This window comes from Clostridium lamae (genome assembly GCF_033043255.1).
In the GTDB taxonomy this organism is placed as follows: Bacteria; Bacillota; Clostridia; order Clostridiales; family Clostridiaceae; genus Clostridium; species Clostridium lamae.
Genome location: NZ_JASCQJ010000049.1, coordinates 1 through 24,122, shown reverse-complemented (window position 1 = coordinate 24,122; position 24,122 = coordinate 1). Strand labels below are relative to the sequence as shown.

Genomic DNA, 24,122 nt, shown 5'->3' with positions numbered 1-24,122 from the left:
CCTTAAGTAAACGATAACTTGAAAAAATTAGTATGTATATTCTACTAGGTTTAAACACTATAATAAATAGTATAAAATAAATATACTTATTTATTATATCAAAAAGTTATTTGATATATGAATAAATAATAGGATAACTAATATAATCTTTTAGAATGATTTATTTAAAATTAAGAAGTTATACATTACTAAGGACTTTAAAGGAGGTGGAAGAATAGGTGTATGTACTTATAAATATGATACTTACACCATATGATAAGGTTAAGCATTATATCTGTAGATAGTATGAAGATGTAATGCAACAAATGAAGAATTAGTAGTAAAGCCTAAAAGTATAATTGTAGATCTAAAACTACTGATAGAGATACAATCTTAAAGCCTTGATAAGGTTAATGAAAAGTTTGAATTGCTATTATAATAATTTTTTCTTAAACGTAGTTATTATGAATCTTAAATTATATTAAAATAGGGTTTAATGTAAATGTCCTTAGAAATAATTATAGAAAGTGGGAGATTTTATGACAAATTTAGAATTAGCTAAGATAATTGTTAATTTAGTTGGTGGAAAAGATAATGTTGTTAAAGCAGCTAACTGTATGACTAGACTTAGACTTACTATAAAAGATATTAAAAAAGTAAAAATGGATGAAATAAAAAATACTGATGGTGTACTAGGTGTTGTTGAAGCTAATAATTACTTACAAGTAGTTTTAGGACCTGGTAAAGCTAAAAAAGTTACAGATATTTGTATTAATGAGTTAGGACTTCCAGCAGATGGAGTTGTAACTGAAGATTGGAAAGATAACAAACAAGCTATAAAAGATAATCAAAAGCAAAATAAATTTAAAAAAGTAATTAATGTAATTGCAAACATTTTTATACCTTTAATACCTGCAATTATCGCAGCTGGTATATTTAATGGATTAGGAAGTTTAGTTTCTACATTACAAGGACAAGGAACTTTACCTGCTGAAGGATTCTGGAAAGCTACACAATTAATGTTCACATTAATTGGTGGTGGATTCTTATCATACTTTGCAATTTACACAGGTATTAATGCAGCTAAACAATTTGGTGCAACTGAAGCACTAGGCGGTATGATTGGAGCTATGTCAATTAGTGCTAATATAGTAGCATTATCAACTATGATGGGATTATATAATGAAGAAGTTCCACTAAATTCTATTTTAACAACTGGAAAAGGTGGAATCATAGGTGTTATTATAGGTGTTTATGTACTTTCTGTAGTTGAAAAGTCATTACGTAAAGTAATACCAGATGTTTTAGACTTAGTTGTAACTCCATTATTAACTTTACTTATAACAGGAATAATTTTCGTATTTGCTATTATGCCAGTAGCTGGTTTCATATCTGATGGATTAGTATCAGCATTAAGCGTAATTATTAATTCTTCAAATCCAGTAGTAAGTGTAATAAGTGGATTCTTATTAGCAGCATTATTCTTACCAATGGTTTTACTTGGATTACACCATGGATTAATTCCAATATATGCAATTCAATTAGAAGCTATGGGTGGAGTTTCATTATTCCCAGTACTTGCAATGGCTGGAGCTGGTCAAGTTGGAGCTGCAATAGCTATTTACTTCATAGCAAGAAAAGTTAAAAATATGAGATTACAAAAGGTAATAACTGGTGCTCTTCCAGCAGGATTCTTAGGAGTTGGTGAGCCATTAATATACGGAGTAACTCTTCCAATGTTTAAACCATTTATTACTGCTGGTATAGGAGCAGGTTTTGGTGGAGCTTATGTAATGCTTACTCATGTATTAGCAAACTCTTGGGGACCATCTGGATTAGTTGCTATTCCAATAATGAAACCAGAAAGTATGCTTAACTTCTTCATAGGTTTAGTTATATCTTATATAGCTGGATTCATTATAACTTACTTTACAATTAAGGAAGCAGATGTAAAGAACGCATAATTTAAATAATATAATAGGATTTATTTCTCAGACGGATTTATATCAAAAAGAGATATAAGTCCTATTTTTTTTGATAAAATATATTATAATATATAAATAGAAAAAGACGGAGGATTATATATGGAAAAAATTGAGCTAGTTATATTTGACATGGATGGATTAATATTTGATACAGAAAAATTGTCTTATTTATCATGGTTAGAGGCAGGAAAGAAACTTAATATAAATTTTGATTTAAATATATTCTATAGAATGCTAGGAACAAATCATGAGAGTTGTAGAAATACATTGATAGCTGAGTATGGAGAAACAATAGATATAGATGAGTATATAAAAGAAAAAAGAAGAACTAATCTTGAAATGTTAAAAAATGGGGCTGAAAAAAAGGAAGGTTTGGATGACCTATTATTATATTTGTCAAATAAAAATATAAAAAAAGCAGTGGCTACATCCTCAAATAGAGAAGTAGCATTAGAGCTTTTAAAAAAAGCAAATGTTCTTCAATATTTTGATTATGTTTTATGTGGCGATGAAGTGAAAAAATCAAAGCCAAACCCTGAAGTGTTTTTAAATGTTGCTAAAAAACTAGAGATTGATCCAAGAAATTGCTTAGTTCTTGAGGACTCAGAAGCAGGCACTATTGCAGCAAGTAGAGGGAAAATGAGAGTAATAATAATTCCAGACTTAAAAGAACCAGAAAAAGAAATTGAGGTTTTAGCTTATAAAAAGGTAGGTAACTTGAAAGAAGTTATAGATGTTATTGAAAATTTGCAGTAGTTATACATAATGATTACGAACAAAAGGTAAAGGTGGTGAAATTTAGCAAGAATAAATTTCTTGCTAAAAATATATGGAATACATAAATGATATCAATATACAAGAAGCTGTAATTCATATTGTAGATTCTAATGGGGAGGAACCAATCTTAAATGAATATAACCTCGAGTTATCGGAGGATACATATAAATTTCTTCATAGACATATAGAAAAGTGCTTTAAGGATGAAGAACTAAAATATGCTGTTTTTAATCCAGAAAGAAATATAGTAAAAGAAGTAGTTCAAGATTATTTAAATGGTATAGATAATAATTTAATTGGACTTTCACAGGAGCTAGCAAGACAATTATTTATAATAATCAAAGCAAATATAAATATTCCCTCTTGTGATTTAATAATAGTCTCACTAATAACAGATCAAGGTCCAATGATAGGAATATTAAAGATGGATTATGTAAAGAATTTTACACATCAAGTAGAGTTCAAAGAAAATAAAATAGGTATAGATATAGTTCCACAATCAGCAGGGCTTCCAGCAAGTAGTCAGAGAATACAGAAAGCTGCATTTATAAAGCCTATAAGAGAAAATCAAAGATTTGACCTTATGGTTATAGATAAACAAAAGAAAAGTAAGGAAGAAGAAGAGTATGGAGCTAATTATTTTATAAGTAATTTCCTTGGATGTTCTATTATAAGTAGCGAGAGAGATATGACAAAAACATTTTTAAAAGCTGCTGAAAATTGGACTAGAAGTAATATTGTTGAGGATGCTGATAAGGCTGAGAGAATTAGAACAACAGTAAAAGCAAAATTAAAGGATGAAGAGAAAATAAATATAGATGAACTTTCAAATGAACTGTTTAAAGAAGATACTAATAAAAAAGAAGATTTCGCTAAATTTGTGAAAAGTCATGGTTTAGAAGAGGAAGTAGCTATAGATAAACAATGGGTAGAGAAGAAATTAAAGAGAGTTCGATTAAAAATAGATAAAGATATCGATTTATATATTAATGAAGAAGCTTATCATGATGATACTAGATTTGAAATTCATAGAAATGGTGATGGAAGTATTAACATGATAATTAAGCATGTTATTAATTATATAGAAAAATAAAAAATAAGCTGTAAATAAGTTATCATATTTATTTACAGCTTTTTATTTTATCTATTTAGATATTTGACAAAAAAATACAAAATTTCACTAAAGTGATAAAAGTTTTGAAAAATTAAGTTTATTCAAATAACTAATAATAAATATTATTTACAAATTAATAAAATATAATAGCAACTATTGACAAATAAAATGGAAAGGTTTACTATTTAATTAGATATATCTACAGGTAATACAGGGATTAATAAGCTATTAAATTAAGTGGAAATATGTACTATTAATTCTGAATTTTTAAAATTTTTAAAGCAATTTAAAGATTAAGGGAGGATAAACATGAGAGAAGAAAATGTATCTAAAGGGAAATACATCACAGTAGATGAAGCTTTAAGTTTAATCAAAAGTGGTGATGTAATCGTTACAGGATTAGGCGGAGCCGAAGCAAGAGACATTTCAAGAAATTTACATAAGATCGCAGATAGAGTTAAGAACGTTACAGTTACTACTTGTTTACCACAAGAGCCAGCTGAATATTTTATGAATCCAGCATATAAAGAATCATTTAGGATGGATGGATGGTTCTACACTGGTCCTATGAGAAAAGCTCAAAAGAATGGTAATATATCACTTATACCAAATCATTTACACTTGACAGCATTTAAGAGACAATTTCACAAAAAAACAAATATATATATGGGGACAGCAACACCACCAGATAAACATGGATATTTATCTTTATCATTAAGTAATATTTATGAAAAGAGAATTCTAAAAGAAGCTGATTTAGTAATATTAGAGATAAATAAAAATTATCCAAGAACATTAGGTGATGTAGAAATTCACATAAGTGATGTTGATTATGTAATTGAAACTGATTATGAACCACCAATGCTACCAGATTCAGAACCTAATGAAAAAGATTTAATAATAGGAAAGCTTATAGCTGATAGAATAAATGATGGAGATTGTATTCAATTAGGAATAGGTGGAATTCCAAATGCTGTTGCAGCATCATTAATGGGTAAGAAAGATTTAGGAGTTCATACAGAAATGTTTACTACTGGAATTATGAAATTAATAAAAGCTGGTGTTATAACTGGAAAGAAAAAGAACTTCAACTATGGAAAGCATGTTGCAGGATTTGCTCTTGGAACAAAAGAACTATATGAATTCTTAGATGATAATCCTTCAGTAATGATGATGGATGGATATTGGACAAATGATCCATATGTAATAGCTCAAAATGATAATCAAGTTTCAATTAATACTACTTTAGAAGTAGACTTAACTGGACAATGTGCATCAGAATCAATAGGACATATGCAATTTAGTGCAACAGGTGGACAAGCCGATACAGCTATAGGAGCACAAATGTCTAAAAATGGACGTTCATTTATAGCTCTATATTCTACTGCTATGGTTAAAAATAAAGAGACTGGCGAAAGAGAAGAAATTTCTAAGATAGTTCCTTTCTTAAAACAAGGGGCAGCAGTAAGTTTATCAAGAAATGATGTTGATATGGTTGTAACGGAATATGGTGTTGCAGAGCTAAGAGGCACAACTATTGCAGAAAGAGTTGAAAGACTAATAAATATAGCTCATCCAAGATTCAGAGAAGAACTATTAAAACAAGCAAAAGAATTAGGAATAATATGTTAGACCAAATTAATCTAAAAGAATATAAAAAAGCCACTTGAGTAATACCTCATATTTAAGCTATGGATTAATTTAAAGTTAATCTGTAGCTTATTTTTTGGTATAGAAATTATAATAAGAGGAATAATATAAGAAAAGAATCAGTTGAAATGGTATTTAAAAATCAAAGAGTAAAGACATATGTTAAGAATTAATCATTCCCAATGAGGCCTTTGAGGTTTTAAAATATTTAGCTCTCAATACTTATATATAAAAGGATGTAGCGTTACAGTTTTATTAGTGAATTAGTACTCTAATAAAATTCCCCTTAACCTACATCCTTTATAAATTTGAATTAATATAAATAATAGTTTTTTATTTTAAAGCATTAAAAAGTATTGGACAACAAGTGTGGCCACTTGTATATATCTGTAAGATGGAACCCTGCCTTTAATTGACCACCAATCTGTTCCTCTATTGTATGAGAAAATTGAATACCAGAATAATTCTGAATAGATTCATTATATAGTATCCTCCTATAACTCTTTAACTTACCATTGATTTGGGTAAGCAATTAGATGAACAGTAACAGATCTTCTACCAAAAGAAAAGCACTCTTGAACAGAATTCATATAAAGGTCTATTTTATTACCTTTAATCGCTCCACCAGTATCTGAAGCAATAGCATATCCATATCCTTCTACGTAAACTTTAGAGCCTAAAGGTATAACATTAGGATCTACAGCTACTGAACTTAAACCATTAGGGTCACGAACAGGTTTTAATCCCATGGCTGTATAAGTTCCCCCTGTATAAGCTGTAGCGGTCATAGAAAACGTAGATAAATAAGTTCCACTTGTATTTGTAGGTACAGTAGAATTTATATTTTCTTCTGTATAACTAGCTTCAATAGTGGTAATTTTATTATTAGCTGATGAAATACCCTCTTCAGCTAAGTTAATTGCATAAGTACTATTAAGTTGAGGAAACATATAATTTAAATTAGTAAGTGCGTCTTTAAGTTCGCTAATAGATGGTGAAGCAGAATTTATAACAGAAATAGAATAAGATAATAAACTTACTTCATTAGCCTGAATAATAGCCATTATTTCATCTTTTCTAGAATTAAGATCTGCTAGTATAATTTCTTGCTCTTCTTTCTTCTTATTTACTTCTTTTAAATCATTTTCAATTGAAAGTTTTAGAACATTTAAACTCTCTTTTTTATCTTCAACTACTTGTGAATCTTCAAGTAATGTATTCTTTTTATCATTAATTTCATCTACTATTTCTTTATCAATAGAAATAAGCTTTTTCATGGCATCAATCCTATAAAAGAAGTCAAATATATTCTCTGAAGTTATTAAGTAAGCAATCATATCAGTAGAAATATTTGTCTTATACATAGCTCTTAACCTTTTATCCATTGTTGTTTCTCTTTTTTCAATTTCAATCTTAGCATCTTCTATTTTTTTATTAATATTTTCAATTTCTATTTCAGTATTCTTAATTTCTGAATTATTCTTTTCTAATTGTAGGTTAATACTTTCAATATCATTATTAAGCTCTGTAATTTCAGAATTAATTCTTAATGTTTCATCGTCCAGTTGTTCATACTTTACTTTATTGTCTTGGATAGTTTGCGTAGTTGAAGTATTTGGTTCTGCAAAGGCTATAGTTGAAAAGTTAGAAATGAAAGCAATAGCAACAATTACAGATATCAAACTTCTTTTGTTCAAAGAATCTCACCTCCAATAAATTATAAGTTGCTAGATTAAATTATATTTTATATACTACATTAAATAGCTATAATTAGCAAGTTATAGGAATTTTTTTAACAATATCTAAAATATAATCATCTTAATATATTAGATTTTAACAAGAATATGTCTAATAATAATTGGTTAATAAAGTAAAAAACTCCAGTAGGAGTTTTTTAATTTTAATTTATTAATTTAACTAAAATTGCCTTTTGAACATGAAGTCTATTTTCTGCTTCTTCAAATATTGTATTTGCATGTTTCTCTAGTATTTCTTCTGTAATTTCTTCTTCTCTATGAGCTGGCAGGCAATGTAAAACTATTGCATCATCTTGAGCAAGTTTCATAAGATCTGAATTTACTTGATATCCCTGGAATGCTTCAATTCTTTCTTTTGTTTCTTTTTCCTTTCCCATACTAGCCCATACATCAGTAATAATAACGTCAGCACCTACTGCAGCTTCCTTTGGATCATTTACAATACTGAACTTTAAATTATTAGTTTTAGAAATTTCAGTTCCCTTGTTGATATAATAATCTTTAATCATGTATCTATTTGGAATAGCTAAAGAAATATTCATTCCAGAGGTTAAACAACCAACTAATAAAGATTGAGCCATGTTGTTTCCATCACCAATATAGGCTACATTGAGACCATCTAAAACATTTTTATTTTCTCTTATAGTCATTAAATCAGCTAATACTTGGCAAGGGTGTTCATCATCAGTTAATCCATTAATTATTGGAACAGTAGAACATTCAGCTAAAGCTTCAACTTCTGATTGATTAAAAGTTCTTATCATAATACCATTTAGATATCTTGATAGTACTCTAGCTGTATCTTGAATAGGCTCCCCACGGCCTATCTGTAAATCACTAGAACTAAGGAATAGAGGGTATCCACCTAGTTGATACATACCTGCTTCAAAAGAAACCCTAGTTCTTGTAGACGACTTTTCAAATATCATTCCAAGAGTTTTTCCTTTAAGATGTGGGTGTTCGATTCCATGTTTTAGTTCATACTTTAGTTGGTCAGCTAAGTTTAATATATCTAAAATTTCATCCTTAGATAAATCTTCTATTTTTAATAAATCCTTTTTCATAAATACCCCCTGTTTGAATGTAGAATGTAAAATGTAAAATGTAGAATTGTTGAAATAATTCAGCGAGCTGAATTATGGAAATATAATTTTATAAACTCCAGTGGAGTTTATTCATAAATTATTTCATTTTTTCATTCTTTAATTCTTTCATTTATTATGCATTGATTGAAAGTTTCTTCTAATATTTCCACACCTTTTTTTATTTCTTCTTTTGATATTATTAGTGGTGGAAGTAGTCTTATTACATTTTTACCTGCTGTTAAGACTAGTAAGCCTTTTTCTAGGGCTTTCTTTTGAATTTCAGATGGAGATTCAGTAATTTCTATTCCTATCATTAAGCCTTTTCCTCTTACATCTTTAATTAATGGAGACTTTATATTTTTCAATAAATCCATTAAGTATTCTCCATTTTCTTTAATTTCATTTAGTTTATTTTCATTGCAGATACTATCTAAAACAACTAAGGCGCCTGAACAAGCTACTGGATTTCCGCCAAAGGTTGTCCCGTGGTCTCCTGGATTAAATACCTCTGATAATTTTTCACTGCATAAGAATCCTCCAATAGGAAGACCAGCGCCAAGTCCTTTTGCAATAGTTACGATATCAGGCTTTACATCGAAGTATTCATATCCAAACATCATTCCTGTTCGTCCTATTCCACATTGAACTTCATCAAAAATTAGAATAATATCTTTTTCTCTACAAGTTTCATAAACCTCATTAACAAAGTCTTTAGATAGAGGATTAACTCCACCTTCTCCTTGAATAGCCTCCAGCATAATAGCACAGACATCATCAGATAATTTATCTTTAAAATCAGTAGTATTGTTAGCTTCAAAATAATCAAAGCCTTCAGGAAAAGGGAAGTAGTAATTATGAAATTTATCTTGCCCAGTAGCAGTTAATGCAGCAAGAGTTCTTCCGTGAAAAGAGTCATTTAAAGTTAGGATTTTATTTCTATTTAAACCGTATTTATCAAAGCTATACTTTCTTGCAAGTTTTATAGCGCCTTCATTAGCTTCAGCACCAGAATTACAAAAGAATACCTTATTCATTTTCGATTTTTTAGTTAACTCCTCAGCCAATTTCAAAGTATTCTCATTTAAAAATATATTAGATATATGCTGTAAATTACTAATTGAATCAGTTATAGCCTTAATCCAATAGGAATTACCATAACCAAGACTATTAACCCCAATTCCACTAGTAAAATCTATATATTTATTTCCTTTATCATCAAAAAGATAAGAACCTTCACCCTTAACTAGATTAAGAGGAAGATAAGAGTAAGTTGACATTAATGGTAGATTGTTTTGCATTATTAAAAGCCCCCTTTTTTGAATGTAAAATGTAGAATGAAGAATGTAGAATTATGGATGTAATTTGTTCCAAATTACTAAAAATATATTCATTTTAAAAACTCCGTTAGGAGTTTTATCATCAATTTTACATTTTACATTCTACATTCTTCCTTGTGCGGTAGCACATTAATATATCATTGTTCCTATTCCTTCTTTTGAAAGGAGTTCTAGTAAAATTGAATGTGGTAATGTTCCATCTATTATATGTGATGTTTTAACGCCCATTCTAATGGCTTCAACGCAGCAATCTATCTTAGGAATCATTCCACCTTGTATTATTTTATCTGCGTGAAGTTTTTTTACTTCGTGTAGTCTTAATGTAGAAATTAATGTAGATTGATCGTTTGAATCTTGCATAAGTCCTGGAACATTTGTTAAAAGTAATAATTTTTCTGCCTTTAGTGCAGATGCTAGCTTTGATGCACAAATATCTGCATTAATATTGTAGGTTTGTGTGCAATCTTCGCTGATAGCAACTGAGCCTATAACAGGAATATATCCAGAAACTAGGGCATTTTCTATTATTTTTGTATCTATTGATGTTATTTCTCCGACGAATCCTAAATCAACATCATTTTCTAATTTTTTTGCTTTAATAAAGGAACCATCTATTCCTGATAGACCAATAGCTTTTCCACCAACACTTTCTATAAGTGAAACTATATTTTTATTTACTTTTCCACCTAGTACCATCTGAACTATTTCCATAGTATCTTTATCTGTATATCTAAGACCATTTATAAATTTACTTTCTTGTCCTATTTTATTTAAAAATTCTGATATGTCTGGGCCCCCGCCATGTACTATTACTGGTTTTACTCCAACACATTGTAGTAGAACAATATCTGTAGCAACACTTTGTCTAAGTTCATCACTTGTCATTGCATTTCCGCCATATTTTATTACTACTATTTTCCCCGCTAGTGATTGTATATATGGAAGTGCTTGAGTTAATACTTTTGCATGCTCTTTATAATTCATTTTCATACCTTCCTTTAGCTTCTATAATCTCCATTGATTTTTACATAATCGTAACTTAAATCGCATCCCCAAGCTATTGAGGAGCATTTGCCACTATTCATATTTATTAAAATTACTATTTCATCCTGTAAAAGGATTTCCTTTGCTTTCACTTCATCAAAGGGAAGAGCTAGTCCATCTTTACAAATTTTTATTTCTCCAATAGAACTTTTAAATGCTAAATCGATTTTATTAGGATTAAAATTAATTCCTGAATAACCAAGGGCACATAAGATTCTTCCCCAATTTGCATCACTACCAAAGATTGCAGTTTTAACTAAAGGAGAATTTATAACAGCTTTTGAAAGTATTTCAGCATCTTTTTCACTTTTGCAATTACTAACAATACATTCTATAAGCTTAGTAGCGCCTTCACCATCCTTTGCAATCATTTTGGCTAGATTTACATTCAGTGTATTTAGAACCTTAAGAAATGCATAATAATTTTTATCTTTTTCTTTGATTTCATTATTTTTAGCAAGTCCATTAGCTAAAACTAATACCATATCATTTGTACTAGTATCACCATCTACGCTAACTCTGTTATAGCTTATCTTAACGCTTTCCTTTAATGCTTCATTTAACATTTCTCCAGAGATATTTAAATCAGTAGTAATGAAAGAAAGCATAGTACCCATGTTTGGCTCAATCATTCCAGAGCCTTTAGCCATTGCCCCAATGGTAATTTTTTTATTATCTATATTAAATTCAAAAGCTAATTGCTTTTTATAGGTATCAGTAGTCATTATTGCATCTGATGCATTTTCAAATCCTTCTTTAGATAGCCTTTCAGTTAGCATAGGAATACCATCTTTAATAGCATCTATATTTAAAGGAACACCAATAACTCCAGTAGAAGCTACCAAAACATCACTTGCTTTAAGTTTAAGAGCTTTTCCTTGAATTTCAGTCATTCTTTTAGCCTTCATTAAGCCATCTTCACCAGTACAAGTATTAGCATTTCCACTATTTATAATAATTGCTTGAGCTTTTTTATTGGCTAAATGCTCCTTAGTTATATAAATAGGAGCTCCCTTTACCTTATTTTTAGTATAAACACCAGCAGAACTAGCTGGAACAGTTGAATATATAAGAGCTAAATCTAGCTTTAAATTATTTTTCTTAAGACCACAATGAATTCCAGATGCAAGAAAACCCTGTGGTGCAGTAATACCTTGGTTAGATAATAAGTTCAAAATAAAACACCCCTTTTTCAAATGTAAAATGTAAAATGTAAAATTAAGGTGATAATTCAACAAGTTGAATTATGAAAATTTATATTAAAAAGCATAAAATTAATAATGATTTATGAATAACTATAACAACTTTATGTCCATACTCATAAAGAGGTGAGGTAATTGTCAAAAAATATAGTCTTAGAAAAAAGTTTTGATTTTGGATTAGATATTGTAAAACTATATTTAAGATTGAAAAATGAAAAAGAATATACTCTATCAAATCAATTAGTTAGATCAGCAACATCAATTGGTGCAAATATAACTGAAGCTCAATATTCTCCTAGTAAAAAAGATTTTATTAATAAAATGAATATAGCTTTAAAAGAAGCAAATGAATCAGAATATTGGCTAAACTGTTAGTAAAAGCTGAAGTAATAAAGGATAAAGAATATAGATCATATTATGAAACTTGTTCTGAAATAAAAGCTATATTAATTAATATAGTAAAGAATAGTAGAGCAAGCATTGATATTAATGATAGAGGAATAGTGTAGAATAAATAATTACGATAATACCTTTTACTTATTGGAATTATATAAATTCCGAAGAATGAGGAATTTAATCCTCAATTCTACATTCTACATTTTACATTCTTCATTTCTTAGTTTCCAAAGGAAACTAAGTTCAACCCTTCGTTCTCTTTAAATCCCATTATGATGTTCATATTTTGTATAGCTTGCCCTGCAGCACCTTTAATCATATTGTCTATTGCGCTTACTATTATTATTCCATCTTCTCTATGGTTTAGATGAAGGGAAATATTACAGTTGTTTGTATATTTAACTTCTTTAATAGAAGCTGTTTCTCCTAATGGAAGTATATTTATAAAGAATTCATCTTTATAAAACTCTGTATAGATATCATATATTTCTTTTAAGTTTATTTTTTCGTTTGGATTTTTTCTTGGATTGCAATATATTGTTGAAATTATTCCTCTATTTATAGGTAGCAAATGAGGTGTAAATGTCACTTGAACTTTTTCTTCTGCAATAGCAGATAGGCATTGTTCTATTTCTGGTGTATGTCTATGCTCACCTATGCTATAAGGGGAGAAATTTTCATTTAGTTCTGGATAGTGTGATTTTAAAGTAAGACCTCTACCAGCACCAGTTGCTCCTGATTTTGAGTCGCAAATTATATTATTAACATCAATTAAGGATTTTCTTAGCAGGGGCATTAAGGCAAGTTCTATAGATGTTGGATAGCACCCTGGATTTGCTATTATTTTATATTCCTTAATTTTGTCTCTATTAAATTCTGGCAGAGCGTATATACTTTCTTGATGAAGATTTTTGTGCTTATAATCTTTTCCGTACCATTTTTTATATTCTTCTTCTTTTTCTAGTCTAAAATCTGCACCAAGATCTATAAAAATCTTATTTTTTTTATAAACTAATTCTGCTATTTCTTCACTTAAACCGTGGGGAAGAGCAGCGAAAATCACATCACATTTATTTATTACATCTTCTTGATTTTCACATATTAACTTAGTTACTCCATAAAAGTTTTTATATATAGATGAAATTTCTTCTCCTTCATAAGTAACAGAGCTAATGGCTTCTATTTTAACTTTTGTATGGTTTAATAAAAGTCTTAATAATTCAGCACCTACATATCCTGTTGCCCCAATTATTCCTACTTTAAGCATTTAATTGCCTCCTTAGTTTGTTTTATTGACTCTAATAGTAATTCAAGTTGTGTTCTAACTGAAGAAGAGCTAGGACCTCCAAAGACTTTTCTTTCTTCTACACAGTTTACTAAATCTATTGCTTCATATATATCATCTTCAAATATAGGTGAGAAGGTCTTAAATTCTTCTAAAGTAAGATCATCTATGGATATATTTTCTTTTATACAATGAAGAACTATAGCACCAACTATTTCATGAGATGTTCTAAAGGCTAATCCTCTCTTAACTAAATAATCAGCTACATCAGTAGCATTAGTAAAACCTAAAGATGCACCTTTTCTCATATTATCTTTGTTTACTTTTATAGTGTCTAACATACCAGCAAAGGTCTTAAGTGAAAGAGTTGCTGTATCTAAGGCATCAAATAAGGCTTCTTTATCTTCTTGCATATCCTTGTTATAAGCTAGAGGTAAGCCTTTCATAACTGTAAGAAGGGTAATTAAGTCTCCATAAACTCTTCCAGTTTTTCCTCTAACTAATTCAGCTACATCTGGATTTTTCTTTTGAGGCATTATACTACTGCCTGTACTATATTCATCAGATAATTCTATAAAGCTAAATTCATTAGTAGCCCAAAGGATAATTTCTTCAGAGAATCTTGATAAATGCATCATTATCATTGATATTACTGAAAGAGCTTCAATAGCATAATCTCTATCTGATACGGAATCCATGCTATTAACTGTAATTCGTGCAAAACCGAGGTCCTTTGCAATCATATGTCTATCTAACTTATAGGTAGATGTAGCAAGAGCACCACTACCTAAAGGCATTTCATCTAATCTTTTATAACAATCTAAAATTCTGCTAATATCTCTTTTAAACATTTCTGCATAAGCTAAAAGATGATGAGCAAAGGTTATTGGCTGAGCTTTTTGCATATGAGTATATCCAGGCATTATTGTATTTATATTTTCATTTGACTTTTTATAAATAACTTCTTGAAGATTAATAATATCCTTTGACAGTTCTATTAAAGATTTTTTTAGATATAATTTGGTGTCTAAGGTTACTTGATCATTTCTGCTTCTAGCTGTATGAAGTTTTTTGCCCTCATCACCAATATAATAAGTTAATGTTGATTCAATAAAACTATGGATATCTTCAGAAGTTTCATCTATTTTAATTACTCCATTTTCTATTCTACTTAATATTGTTTCTAAACCTGCTGCGATTTTTTGGCTATCTTCCTTTGGAATTATATTTTGTTCACCAAGCATTTTTACATGGGCTAAACTACCTAAAATATCTTCTTTATACATTCTAGAGTCTGTTCTTATTGATGAATTAAAATCATTAACTAAAGAATTAACTCCTTTTTCAAAACGTCCACCCCAAAGCTTCATAATTATTTACCAGCTTTCTTTAGAGTTTCAATCATCTTTGCTCTTACTGTAATAGGTAGTCCAAATAAATTTATAAAACCTGATGAATCTTTTTGATTATAAACAGCATCTTCTCCAAAGGTAGCATATTCTTCACTATATAATGAATAAGGAGATGTCATACCAGCATTAACAATATTACCTTTATATAATTTTAGTTTAACTTCTCCAGTTACAGTTTCTTGAGTTTTATCTATGAAAGCAGATAATGCTTCTCTAAGTGGAGTAAACCATTGACCGTTATATACTAAATCAGCAAATTTTAAAGCTATAATTTCTTTATAATGTGAAGTTTCTTTATCTAAACAAAGTTCTTCTAAATCTTTATGAGCTTTATATAGAATAGCTCCACCAGGTGTTTCATATACACCTCTTGATTTCATACCAACTAATCTATTTTCAACCATGTCCATTATTCCAATAGCATTTTCTCCACCGATTTTATTTAGTTTTTCTATTAATGAAGGGCCATCTAATTCTTCACCATTTAAAGCAACTGGAATTCCTTTATCAAATTTTAAAGTAATATAAGTTGGAGTATCAGGTGCTTTTTCTAATGTATTAGATAACTCTAATATTTTTTCATAATTAGGCTCATTAGCAGTATCTTCTAAATCTAAACCTTCATGACTTAAGTGCCATAGGTTTTTATCCTTGCTATAATTAGTTTCATAGCTTATAGATATAGGTATTGCTCTATCTAAAGCATATTGTATTTCTTCTTCTCTAGACTTTATATTCCAAATTCTCCAAGGAGCTATAATTTCCATATCAGGTGCAAAAGCTTTAACAGCTAGTTCAAATCTAACTTGATCATTTCCTTTTCCAGTACAACCATGGCAAATAGCATCAGCACCTTCAGCTAGAGCTATTTCTACAAGTCTTTTCCCAATTATAGGTCTTGCAAAAGACGTTCCAAGAAGATATTTACCTTCATAAATTGCATTAGCTTGAATAGTGGGGAAGATATAGTCTTCTACAAACTCTTTATTTAAATCTTCAATATAGCATTTAGATGCCCCAGTATTAATTGCTTTTTCTTCTAAGCCCACAAGCTCATCCTTTTGTCCAACATTACCAACTACAGCAATTACTTCACAGCCGTAAGTTTCTTTAAGCCAAGAAATAATAATTGAAGTATCAAGGCCTCCAGAATAAGCTAGTACAACTTTATTATATTTTTTCATATTAAATAGCCCCCTCTATTAAGTGGTAAATGAAATACCACATTTTAACTATGTTCATAATTATACGCTCTAAGGTATAATTATGCAACTGAAATTTTTATAATTATGCAAATTTTATGTATAATCAATAAAAATATCTTATATTATGAAAAAATAGTTTATAAATATGTAATGCATATTATTTTATTTATATAACGGGACCTATAATTTTAAATGAAAATATTATATATAATTATATAAATAAGCATTAAGAATGAATTTTAAATGGGAAAATATGTTATAATAATTCTGGGATTAATAAATTAATTTATTGGGTGGGAGATTTATGAAAACAATATTTAAAGTTGTTATAGTAGGTATTATAACAACTATATTTAGAATTATAGGACAACTATTGATTCCAACAGGAAGTCAAAATGTTTTGTTACCAAGTACTTTTGTTATGAATGGAACTATGCCATTAGCATTTTCAGTATATGGTATTTTGGCTTATTCATTGATTGCTATGTTGTTTTTACTAATACGAAATCAGTTATCAGGTAATAGAATTATACAGGGTCTTAAATATGGATTTTTTTGCTGCTTTATATGGATTGTTTATCTTTTAGAACCATTGCCACATGTTTCACCAATTGACAGAATAACATATCCAATTGCTGATAGCTTAGCTTTGATAGTTATGGGAGTAGCATTAGGTTTTATGTTTTGTAAAGATAAGCCTTTAATTAATAGCAATATAAGAAAACTAAACATCATTCCACTAGTAAGTATAACAATATGCTTTGTTATAGGAAGATTTATTCAATACTCTATATTCGATATTTACTCATCATTTAATTCAAATAAAATAGAAACAATAGGTTGGTGTATATTGACAGGCTTTGTAATTGCTTATTCATTGGTTTGGATTAATAAGTATATTAAACAAAGGAATTTTATAAAGCGAGCATTAATTCTTGGGTGTTTACTATTTGGATTAAATTTGACATTATTTAATTTCTTTATGCCGTTAGTTTTTGATGCAGATATATTAGATCTAATAGTAAGAACAGTAATTGATTTTTCAGCAATAACTATAGGATGTTTGTCATTTAGAAAATACAAAGAAATCTTATGATTATGGGATGATTTATATTATTTAAGGAGGATTTTTAATTTGAGAAAAATGAGATTTCAAATGACTGTAGCAGCACATCTTCTACTTGTTAAAGATAGCAAAATATTATTATTAAGAAGATTTAATACAGGTTATGAAGATGGAAACTACAGTGTTGTAGCAGGACATGCAGATGGTAACGAAGATATAAAAACAGCAATGATAAGAGAAACAAAGGAGGAAGCGGGAATTAAAATTACTGCAAATAATCTTAAGTTTGCAAGTGTTATGCATAGAAAATCAGATGATGAAAGAATTGACTTCTTTTTTGTTGCAGATTCCTGGGAAGGCGAAGTAAGAAATATGGAACCACATAAATGTGATGATTTATCATGGTTTGATATAAATAATCTTCCGAGCAATACTATTCCATATGTTAAAAGAGCAATAGAAAATTACATAGCCAGTGTGCAATTTGATGTTTTTGGTTGGTAAATATTAATTAATAGTATTAATTAAAGTGAAGGTGCAAATTATGATAACAGATAAACAAAAGCAATTAGTTAATGACTTTTATGAAACATTGAATGAAACTAACGAAAAGTTGATATTTAATGAAATTATAGACTTCCTTTTAGAATTAGGGTATAAACCTATAAAATGTAAAACCTCAGATTTTTGTCTTGATTTTTATCATTCAAAATTGAAGCAAAAGATAGTAAAGATTAGAAGAAATGAACTAAAGCTTAAGTTCTATGCCTGTGAGGAATATTCTATGAAGTTCTCTAATGCTATTAAAAGTGTTATTGAAGAATTTAACGGTAAATATACAGGTTGCTATGGATGTGGAAAGTGTAAAGGGAGCTTAAGAGGATATACATATATATATCCTAATGGTAGAAAGGTTTTTAGATGTGGTAGTGAATTAATTGCAATACCAGATATAATACAAGAAGACCTTGATGAAATAAAGCAATTAATAAATGTTCAGCATGAATTTTTTATAAGTATGTTTTAGAGAGCAATGAGATATAATATATATATTAAAAAATAATCATTTGTAATACTTTATTGTTTATGATATAGTAAATTTATTGGGAATGAAGTTCTCCCATGGGCAACCTAAACCGCATTTTATGCTGATGACTTCTGCGAATTTACGCAGAAATTATCAGCTTTTTTTATTATTACAGTATAGGAGAGAATTATATGTTACTAAGTATTGCACTAATTATATTATTAGGATTGATTTTTGGAAGTTTATTTTCAAAATTAAAGTTACCAAGTTTATTAGGAATGATTATAGTAGGAATTATTTTAAGTCCTCATGCATTAAATTTAATTGATGAATCAATTTTAAATATTTCATCTGATTTAAGGCAGATTGCACTTATAATAATACTTACAAGAGCGGGTTTATCTCTAGATATAACGGAATTAAAGAAAGTTGGAAGACCAGCAGTTTTAATGTGTTTTGTTCCAGCTTGTTTAGAAATTATAGGAACAATAATATTAGCACCTATGTTATTGGGAGTAACTGTTTTAGAAGCTGCTATTATTGGGTGTGTTATTGCTGCAGTATCACCTGCAATTATAGTTCCTAGAATGATTAACTTAATTGAAAATGGTTATGGGAAAAAACATAGTATCCCACAATTAATATTAGCAGGAGCAGCAGTAGATGATATCTTTGTAATTGTTATATTTACGGCATTAACATCTTTAGCTTCTACAGGGGTTTTATCCTTCAGTAGTTTTTTGGATATACCAATTTCAATTTTAACAGGAATTTTATTAGGCGTAATAGTAGGAATTATATTAGTAAAATTCTTTAAAAAGTTTCATATGAGAGATTCTGTTAAGATTTTAATAATTTTTAGTTTATCTATATTATTTGTAGAGTTACAAAATATTTTAGAAAATTATATACCAATATCAGGGCTAATAGGAATTATGACTTTAGGGATTATAATTAAACAAAAATATTCTTCATTAGCAGTAAGATTATCTAGTAAATATAATAAGGTATGGATAGTAGCAGAGATATTCTTATTTGTTTTAGTAGGAGCCACTGTGGATTTAAAATTGGCAATATCAGCAGGATATTATACAGTCTTATTAATTATTGGAGCATTAGTATTCCGTATGTTAGGTGTAGCTATATCCTTAATAAAAACAAAGTTAACAAAAAATGAAAGAGTATTTTGTATGATAGCATATACTCCAAAAGCTACTGTGCAAGCAGCTATTGGGGCAATTCCACTTTCTATGGGTTTACCTTGTGGTAAAATTGTTTTAATTGTTGCAGTTCTTTCAATTTTAATTACAGCACCATTTGGAGCAGTTTGTATAGATAACCTATATAAAAGATTATTGGAGAAGTAAATAATAGTTAAAAGGGAAATTGAAAATTATTTTTAGAGATGAAGGTGTAGTATTTTGGATACGTTAATAACTGATAGATTAGTAATTCGGCCGATTACTGAGCAAGATTACTCTGATATATGTGAATACGGCTGTGATGAGGATACGGGGAAATATATGATTTATTGGCCTAAATCCAAAGAGAATATTAGAAAGTTTATTGATGAATGTATTAGTTCTATGAATTCTAATAATGTTACTTGGTATGAATTTGCAATTAAATTGAAGGAAAATAACAAAGTTATTGGTAACATTTCGTTAATTATAAAGGAACAGTTTGCAGAAATTGGTTGGATTTCTAATAGTGTATATTGGAACAATGGTTATATGACAGAAGCAGTTAGAGAAATTATTAAATATGCATTTCATAAATTATACATTACTATGATAATTGCAACTTGCACTAATAAAAATAGAGCATCTTATAGAGTTATGGAAAAGTGCGGTATGACTAAAATTAAAGAGGAAAAGAACTATAAATCTATGAAGCAGGGAATTGAAGTGAAATATAATAAACTAACTTATTGTATTGAAAAATAGAGAGGATAGTATTGTGGTTACTTGGAGCTTGCCGAGGAACAAAAACTTATAATTATACAGTTTAGTAGATGAATATATTAAGTTATAAGATTAAGTTCATAATTCTGAGGAACGAAGAATTATTACTTTTAGTTTTTGAATGAATAAATAACATAGTGTGGTGACTTGGAGTGGAACGACGGAACAAGCACTATGTTATTTATCCATTAGAGTAGATTTTTTATATTTGGAGTTTGTAAATCTCTTAAATGCTCAGCAGTTGCTCTTACTGCATGGAGAGTTGCTAAAGATTCGCCTCTGTCTTCACCTTCAATGTAAAGAGATAGTTTCAAAGCATCACCTTTTAATAAATCATAATCTACATGATTTAAATATATAGCAGGAATATCGCCTTCTTCTTTTATTAAGTTAATTAAAGCTACAGCATCTTCATAAGCTTTATCTTCATCATAAGCATCTAAATAATCTTCTATAATATCACATCTATAAACGACTTCATTACATAGTTTTACGAATTTATTATTTAAGAAAAATATTACAATCACTAGAGCTATAAAAAGAAATATTGATATATAAGTATTCTTCATTAACTTTCCTCCTTATCCCTATGAAGTTGATATATAAATCTGCCATTAGTATCAGTCATTGCAATTAAAACATCTTCAATTGAATTAATTTTATGTTTTTTTAGTTCTTTTATTATCCACTCATCACCTTTAGATGAAGATGTTAAAGCGTTTCTATTAAATTCCCCATCTAAAATATATATAATTGGCAACTGTGGTTTTTGAACACTTGAATTATTAGATTTATTAGAATCACTAGATGAAGAACTTTTATTAGATGTAAGAAAAGACATTTGTCCATTGTTTTCTAATATTCCATATTCTATTTCACTTAGATCAAAATACCCTGCTAGGCGGATTTCTTCCATAAGTTCATCTAAATTAATTTGTTGTTTCTTTAATATATCATATCTAATCTTACCTCTAGCAATCAAAATACAAGGTTCCCCTTCGAGGATTTTTCTTGCTTTTTGACTCTTAAGCTGCAATAAAGATAGTATTGTTTTTATAAATAATAAAGTTATTATTGGTATAACACCTAGAATTAAAGGCAATCTAGTATCTTGCATTGGGAGAGCAGCAAGATCAGAAATCATAATAGTGATTACAAACTCATAAGGTTGCAATTCTCCAATTTGTCTTTTTCCCATTAACCTTATAACTATAATAACTAAGGCATAAAGAAAAACTGTCCTTAATAATACAATAAACATTTAAACACCTCACAAGAGTATTATTTAACTAATGTTTGTTTTTATACTATAGACTAATCATAAAAGTTTCTGTGCAAATAATTTTCATAATTCTGAATGCAATGAGGAATTATTACCTTTAGTATATGAGTAGATAGATATTATATTCTGGCGACTTGGAGCCTGCGAGGTCGCAAAGAATGTAATATCTATCTACTTTTTTTTATACTTATTGAAATATCTATGTAGTAATTTTAATCAATAAGTATATAATATTAAATAAGGATTTTGAAAATAGTGGTAACATAAATGGGTTTTACGGAGGTAGACATGAATAAGATAAAAATAAGTTATGATAATAATGAATATGAAGTGAATAAAGGGATAACTTATAAGGAGTTTTTAGAAAATCACTTAAATATTAATCCATATGATATAGCATTATGTAGATTAAATGGAGAGTATTATGAGCTTTTTAAACCATTAGAAGAAGATGGAAGTATAGAATTAATATATTTCTGTAGTTCAAAGAGTTCAATAGGGTATAAAATATATAATAGGACATTACAATTCATTTTTATAAAGGCTTCATTAGATGTATTTCCTGATTCAGTTATAACCATAGAGCATAGTGTAGGGGAAGGTGTATTTGGAGAAATTCATAAAGAAGTCGCTTTAAATACGGAGGATTTAAAGCAAATAAAAGAAAGAATGTTAGAGATTATTAATAGTGATCTTCCTATAAAGAAAATAAAAATGAAAAGAAGTGAGGCTATTGAAATATTTAAAGGCTATGGAATGGAGGATAAAGTATCATTACTTAATCACGTATCCTTTGAAGATGTAAGCTTATATGAATTAGATGGTAGGTATGATTATTTTTATGGTCAAATGGCTTTCTCTACAGGAGTAATAAAGGCTTTTGACTTAATGTATTATGACCCTGGTTTTATACTAATGTCTCCCAAAAGAGATGATTTAAATGTGATTTCAGATTTTAAGGAAAATAGAAAGCTTTCTCAAATTTTCATGGAAAGTGAAAGATGGTTAAATATTATCGGAGTTGGGGAAGTAGGCTCTTTAAATTATAAGGTAGAGAACCATGAACTTAGAGATTTAATTATGGTTTCAGAAGCACTTCATGAAAAGAAAATAGCACAAATTGCAGATATGATAAGTGAAAGAAAGGAAACTAAGGTAGTATTAATAGCTGGACCAAGTTCTTCAGGTAAGACTACTTTTGCCAATAGACTATCTATTCAACTAAGGGTTAACGGGTATATACCAGTTCCTATATCTTTGGATGATTATTTTGTAGATAGAGAGCATACGCCGAAAGATGAGAACGGAGAATATGATTTTGAAAGTATTTATTCTTTAGATTTAGAATTATTTAATTCTCATTTAAGTAGTTTATTAAAAGGTGAAGAAGTAGAAATTCCAAGCTTTAATTTTAGAGCAGGTGCAAGAGAATGGGTAGGTAATAAATTGAAATTACCTAATAATGGTATAATATTGATTGAAGGAATCCACGGGTTAAATCCTATATTAACTAATTCTATTTTAGACAAGCATAAGTTTAAAATATATATATCAGCCTTAACTCAATTGAATCTTGATAATCATAATAGAATTGCAACAACAGATATAAGAAGAGTTAGAAGAATAGTTAGAGACTATTTATCAAGAGGTTATGGTGCTGAGCAAACATTAAAAATGTGGCCTTCAATAAGAAGAGGAGAAGAAAAAAATATTTTTGTATTCCAAGAAGAAGCAGATGTTATGTTTAATTCAACCTTAGTTTATGAGTTGTGTGTATTAAAGAAATATGCTTTAGAAGAGTTAGATAAGATAAAACCAGATAGTAAAGTTTATTTATTAGCAAGTCGTCTTAAAGCATTCTTAGGCTTCTTTAAAGAGCTTGATAAAGATTTTGTGCCTACCAACAGTATATTAAGAGAATTTATTGGTGGAAGTGCATTCTATAAATACTAAATATAAAGTGTTAAAAAGATAAGATATAATTATAAATCTAAAGAGCTACTATTTATTAAGTAATATTGTAAATAGTAGCTTTTTTATTATAATAACGACATTGGATTTAACAATATATGGAATGGTGTGTTAAAATTAATTGTGGAAATAAAATGATAGAAAAGTGTTTATAAAGAGGAGTATTTATGAGGCTAAAAGATGACTACGGAAAAGAGTTTTTACTTTTAGATGAAGAAAATTTAATTTACAAAAGAGCAATTAAGAAGATAACTATAAAGAGGGATGAGATAAGAAGTGTATTTTATGACGAGAGTACATTAGGAGTGTTAACATATAGTGGAAGAATATATTCATTTAGAATAACTAAATTATTATTTAGTGAAAGAAAAAAGTTGGAAGAGTTAAGAGTAGAACTTAATAAAGAAAATATATTATTTGATTATATTAACTATAGATTTGATATAATTAACTTACCAGTATTGAGGATTTATACTTTAATGTTTTTTATTATCGGGAATATTGATGAGTTTATATATCAACTATTAGTAGTTGTAATTTTTATTCTTTTTAGATTCTTAATAAAAAAAATAATACCTAATACT

At 28.6% G+C, this 24,122-nt stretch carries 22 protein-coding genes, 1 pseudogene and 1 riboswitch; of the genes and pseudogenes, 13 read left to right on the top strand and 10 right to left on the bottom strand.

The window, feature by feature from the left end:
* The first annotated feature begins 518 nt into the window (after nt 1–518).
* The 4 genes from QK892_RS16310 (at nt 519) to QK892_RS16295 (ending at nt 5,487) form a co-directional block, all read left to right on the top strand.
* Nucleotides 519–1,943 (top strand): PTS transporter subunit EIIC, encoded by a 1,425-nt coding sequence (locus tag QK892_RS16310; RefSeq protein WP_317274615.1) that lies wholly within the window; start codon nt 519–521, stop codon nt 1,941–1,943.
* Between the two features lie 120 nt (nt 1,944–2,063).
* Complete coding sequence (locus QK892_RS16305; RefSeq protein WP_317274614.1) at nt 2,064–2,720, top strand: HAD family hydrolase; 657 nt, start codon at nt 2,064–2,066, stop codon at nt 2,718–2,720.
* Between the two features lie 73 nt (nt 2,721–2,793).
* A complete protein-coding gene (locus QK892_RS16300; RefSeq protein WP_317274613.1) occupies nt 2,794–3,834 on the top strand; it encodes a nucleoid-associated protein in 1,041 nt (346 codons plus the stop codon).
* A 330-nt stretch (nt 3,835–4,164) separates the two neighbouring features.
* Nucleotides 4,165–5,487 (top strand): acetyl-CoA hydrolase/transferase family protein, encoded by a 1,323-nt coding sequence (locus QK892_RS16295; protein ID WP_317274612.1) that lies wholly within the window; start codon nt 4,165–4,167, stop codon nt 5,485–5,487.
* Nucleotides 5,488–6,014: 527 nt separating this feature from the next.
* On the opposite strand, the gene QK892_RS16290 is transcribed toward QK892_RS16295, so the two are convergent.
* The 5 genes from QK892_RS16290 to argJ all read right to left on the bottom strand — a co-directional run bounded on the left by QK892_RS16290 (nt 6,015) and on the right by argJ (nt 11,903).
* Nucleotides 6,015–7,202, bottom strand: coding sequence for a 3D domain-containing protein (locus tag QK892_RS16290; protein WP_317274611.1), 1,188 nt, complete (start codon nt 7,200–7,202; stop codon nt 6,015–6,017).
* A gap of 203 nt (nt 7,203–7,405) precedes the next feature.
* Nucleotides 7,406–8,326: an ornithine carbamoyltransferase gene (argF, locus tag QK892_RS16285; protein WP_317274610.1), complete on the bottom strand. Its 921-nt coding sequence runs from the start codon at nt 8,324–8,326 to the stop codon at nt 7,406–7,408.
* A gap of 131 nt (nt 8,327–8,457) precedes the next feature.
* On the bottom strand, nt 8,458–9,645 hold the full coding sequence (locus QK892_RS16280; RefSeq protein ID WP_317274609.1) for an aspartate aminotransferase family protein: 1,188 nt from the start codon (nt 9,643–9,645) through the stop codon (nt 8,458–8,460).
* 168 nt (nt 9,646–9,813) lie between these two features.
* Nucleotides 9,814–10,668 (bottom strand): acetylglutamate kinase, encoded by an 855-nt coding sequence (gene argB, locus QK892_RS16275; RefSeq protein WP_317274608.1) that lies wholly within the window; start codon nt 10,666–10,668, stop codon nt 9,814–9,816.
* 14 nt (nt 10,669–10,682) lie between these two features.
* Nucleotides 10,683–11,903, bottom strand: a complete 1,221-nt coding sequence (gene argJ, locus QK892_RS16270; RefSeq protein WP_317274607.1) for a bifunctional glutamate N-acetyltransferase/amino-acid acetyltransferase ArgJ — start codon at nt 11,901–11,903, stop codon at nt 10,683–10,685.
* A 162-nt stretch (nt 11,904–12,065) separates the two neighbouring features.
* On the opposite strand from argJ, the gene QK892_RS16265 reads away from it, so the two are divergent.
* Together QK892_RS16265 and QK892_RS16260 are read left to right on the top strand one after the other, a co-directional pair.
* Nucleotides 12,066–12,305: a four helix bundle protein gene (locus QK892_RS16265; RefSeq protein WP_317274606.1), complete on the top strand. Its 240-nt coding sequence runs from the start codon at nt 12,066–12,068 to the stop codon at nt 12,303–12,305.
* Nucleotides 12,290–12,439 (top strand): hypothetical protein, encoded by a 150-nt coding sequence (locus tag QK892_RS16260; protein WP_317274605.1) that lies wholly within the window; start codon nt 12,290–12,292, stop codon nt 12,437–12,439. The genes QK892_RS16265 and QK892_RS16260 overlap by 16 nt, the downstream gene beginning before the upstream one ends.
* Nucleotides 12,440–12,546: 107 nt before the next feature.
* On the opposite strand, the gene argC is transcribed toward QK892_RS16260, so the two are convergent.
* From argC to QK892_RS16245, 3 genes are read right to left on the bottom strand one after another with little or no spacing between them, the layout of a single operon-like run.
* Nucleotides 12,547–13,593, bottom strand: coding sequence for an N-acetyl-gamma-glutamyl-phosphate reductase (gene argC / locus QK892_RS16255; RefSeq protein WP_317274604.1), 1,047 nt, complete (start codon nt 13,591–13,593; stop codon nt 12,547–12,549).
* Entirely contained in the window at nt 13,581–14,981 is a 1,401-nt protein-coding gene (gene argH, locus QK892_RS16250) for an argininosuccinate lyase (RefSeq protein WP_317274603.1), read from the bottom strand. Before argH ends, argC begins: the two co-directional genes overlap by 13 nt.
* Before the next feature lie 2 nt (nt 14,982–14,983).
* A complete protein-coding gene (locus tag QK892_RS16245; protein ID WP_317274602.1) occupies nt 14,984–16,207 on the bottom strand; it encodes an argininosuccinate synthase in 1,224 nt (407 codons plus the stop codon).
* A gap of 325 nt (nt 16,208–16,532) precedes the next feature.
* On the opposite strand from QK892_RS16245, the gene QK892_RS16240 reads away from it, so the two are divergent.
* The 5 genes from QK892_RS16240 (at nt 16,533) to QK892_RS16220 (ending at nt 20,267) form a co-directional block, all read left to right on the top strand.
* The gene (locus QK892_RS16240) at nt 16,533–17,324 is read left to right on the top strand and encodes a hypothetical protein (RefSeq protein WP_317274601.1); all 792 of its coding nucleotides are present in this window, start codon (nt 16,533–16,535) and stop codon (nt 17,322–17,324) included.
* 48 nt (nt 17,325–17,372) lie between these two features.
* On the top strand, nt 17,373–17,798 hold the full coding sequence (locus QK892_RS16235; protein ID WP_317274616.1) for an NUDIX hydrolase: 426 nt from the start codon (nt 17,373–17,375) through the stop codon (nt 17,796–17,798).
* Nucleotides 17,799–17,838: 40 nt separating this feature from the next.
* Complete coding sequence (locus QK892_RS16230) at nt 17,839–18,321, top strand: hypothetical protein (RefSeq protein ID WP_317274600.1); 483 nt, start codon at nt 17,839–17,841, stop codon at nt 18,319–18,321.
* 69 nt (nt 18,322–18,390) lie between these two features.
* A riboswitch (Fluoride riboswitch) is annotated at nt 18,391–18,462 on the top strand.
* A 50-nt stretch (nt 18,463–18,512) separates the two neighbouring features.
* The gene (locus QK892_RS16225) at nt 18,513–19,688 is read left to right on the top strand and encodes a cation:proton antiporter (protein ID WP_317274599.1); all 1,176 of its coding nucleotides are present in this window, start codon (nt 18,513–18,515) and stop codon (nt 19,686–19,688) included.
* A gap of 54 nt (nt 19,689–19,742) precedes the next feature.
* The gene (locus tag QK892_RS16220) at nt 19,743–20,267 is read left to right on the top strand and encodes a GNAT family N-acetyltransferase (protein ID WP_317274598.1); all 525 of its coding nucleotides are present in this window, start codon (nt 19,743–19,745) and stop codon (nt 20,265–20,267) included.
* A 206-nt stretch (nt 20,268–20,473) separates the two neighbouring features.
* Here QK892_RS16220 and QK892_RS16215 read toward each other — a convergent pair whose 3' ends face one another.
* Nucleotides 20,474–20,854, bottom strand: coding sequence for a DUF4363 family protein (locus tag QK892_RS16215; RefSeq protein ID WP_317274597.1), 381 nt, complete (start codon nt 20,852–20,854; stop codon nt 20,474–20,476).
* Complete coding sequence (locus tag QK892_RS16210) at nt 20,854–21,546, bottom strand: DUF421 domain-containing protein (protein ID WP_317274596.1); 693 nt, start codon at nt 21,544–21,546, stop codon at nt 20,854–20,856. The genes QK892_RS16215 and QK892_RS16210 overlap by 1 nt, the downstream gene beginning before the upstream one ends.
* Nucleotides 21,547–21,855: 309 nt before the next feature.
* On the opposite strand from QK892_RS16210, the gene QK892_RS16205 reads away from it, so the two are divergent.
* The gene (locus QK892_RS16205; RefSeq protein ID WP_317274595.1) at nt 21,856–23,520 is read left to right on the top strand and encodes a nucleoside kinase; all 1,665 of its coding nucleotides are present in this window, start codon (nt 21,856–21,858) and stop codon (nt 23,518–23,520) included.
* Between the two features lie 185 nt (nt 23,521–23,705).
* Nucleotides 23,706–24,122: pseudogene (locus QK892_RS16200) on the top strand (hypothetical protein); the annotation flags it as partial.

Bases quoted from the DNA above. Each gene is read 5' to 3' on its own strand.
- QK892_RS16310 (WP_317274615.1), top strand. From the start codon at position 519: ATGACAAATTTAGAATTAGCTAAGATAATTGTTAATTTAGTTGGTGGA.
- QK892_RS16305 (WP_317274614.1), top strand. From the start codon at position 2,064: ATGGAAAAAATTGAGCTAGTTATATTTGACATGGATGGATTAATATTT.
- QK892_RS16300 (WP_317274613.1), top strand. From the start codon at position 2,794: ATGGAATACATAAATGATATCAATATACAAGAAGCTGTAATTCATATT.
- QK892_RS16295 (WP_317274612.1), top strand. From the start codon at position 4,165: ATGAGAGAAGAAAATGTATCTAAAGGGAAATACATCACAGTAGATGAA.
- argF (WP_317274610.1), bottom strand. From the start codon at position 8,326: ATGAAAAAGGATTTATTAAAAATAGAAGATTTATCTAAGGATGAAATT.
- QK892_RS16280 (WP_317274609.1), bottom strand. From the start codon at position 9,645: ATGCAAAACAATCTACCATTAATGTCAACTTACTCTTATCTTCCTCTT.
- argB (WP_317274608.1), bottom strand. From the start codon at position 10,668: ATGAATTATAAAGAGCATGCAAAAGTATTAACTCAAGCACTTCCATAT.
- argC (WP_317274604.1), bottom strand. From the start codon at position 13,593: ATGCTTAAAGTAGGAATAATTGGGGCAACAGGATATGTAGGTGCTGAA.
- argH (WP_317274603.1), bottom strand. From the start codon at position 14,981: ATGAAGCTTTGGGGTGGACGTTTTGAAAAAGGAGTTAATTCTTTAGTT.
- QK892_RS16245 (WP_317274602.1), bottom strand. From the start codon at position 16,207: ATGAAAAAATATAATAAAGTTGTACTAGCTTATTCTGGAGGCCTTGAT.
- QK892_RS16240 (WP_317274601.1), top strand. From the start codon at position 16,533: ATGAAAACAATATTTAAAGTTGTTATAGTAGGTATTATAACAACTATA.
- QK892_RS16235 (WP_317274616.1), top strand. From the start codon at position 17,373: ATGAGATTTCAAATGACTGTAGCAGCACATCTTCTACTTGTTAAAGAT.
- QK892_RS16230 (WP_317274600.1), top strand. From the start codon at position 17,839: ATGATAACAGATAAACAAAAGCAATTAGTTAATGACTTTTATGAAACA.
- QK892_RS16225 (WP_317274599.1), top strand. From the start codon at position 18,513: ATGTTACTAAGTATTGCACTAATTATATTATTAGGATTGATTTTTGGA.
- QK892_RS16215 (WP_317274597.1), bottom strand. From the start codon at position 20,854: ATGAAGAATACTTATATATCAATATTTCTTTTTATAGCTCTAGTGATT.
- QK892_RS16210 (WP_317274596.1), bottom strand. From the start codon at position 21,546: ATGTTTATTGTATTATTAAGGACAGTTTTTCTTTATGCCTTAGTTATT.
- QK892_RS16205 (WP_317274595.1), top strand. From the start codon at position 21,856: ATGAATAAGATAAAAATAAGTTATGATAATAATGAATATGAAGTGAAT.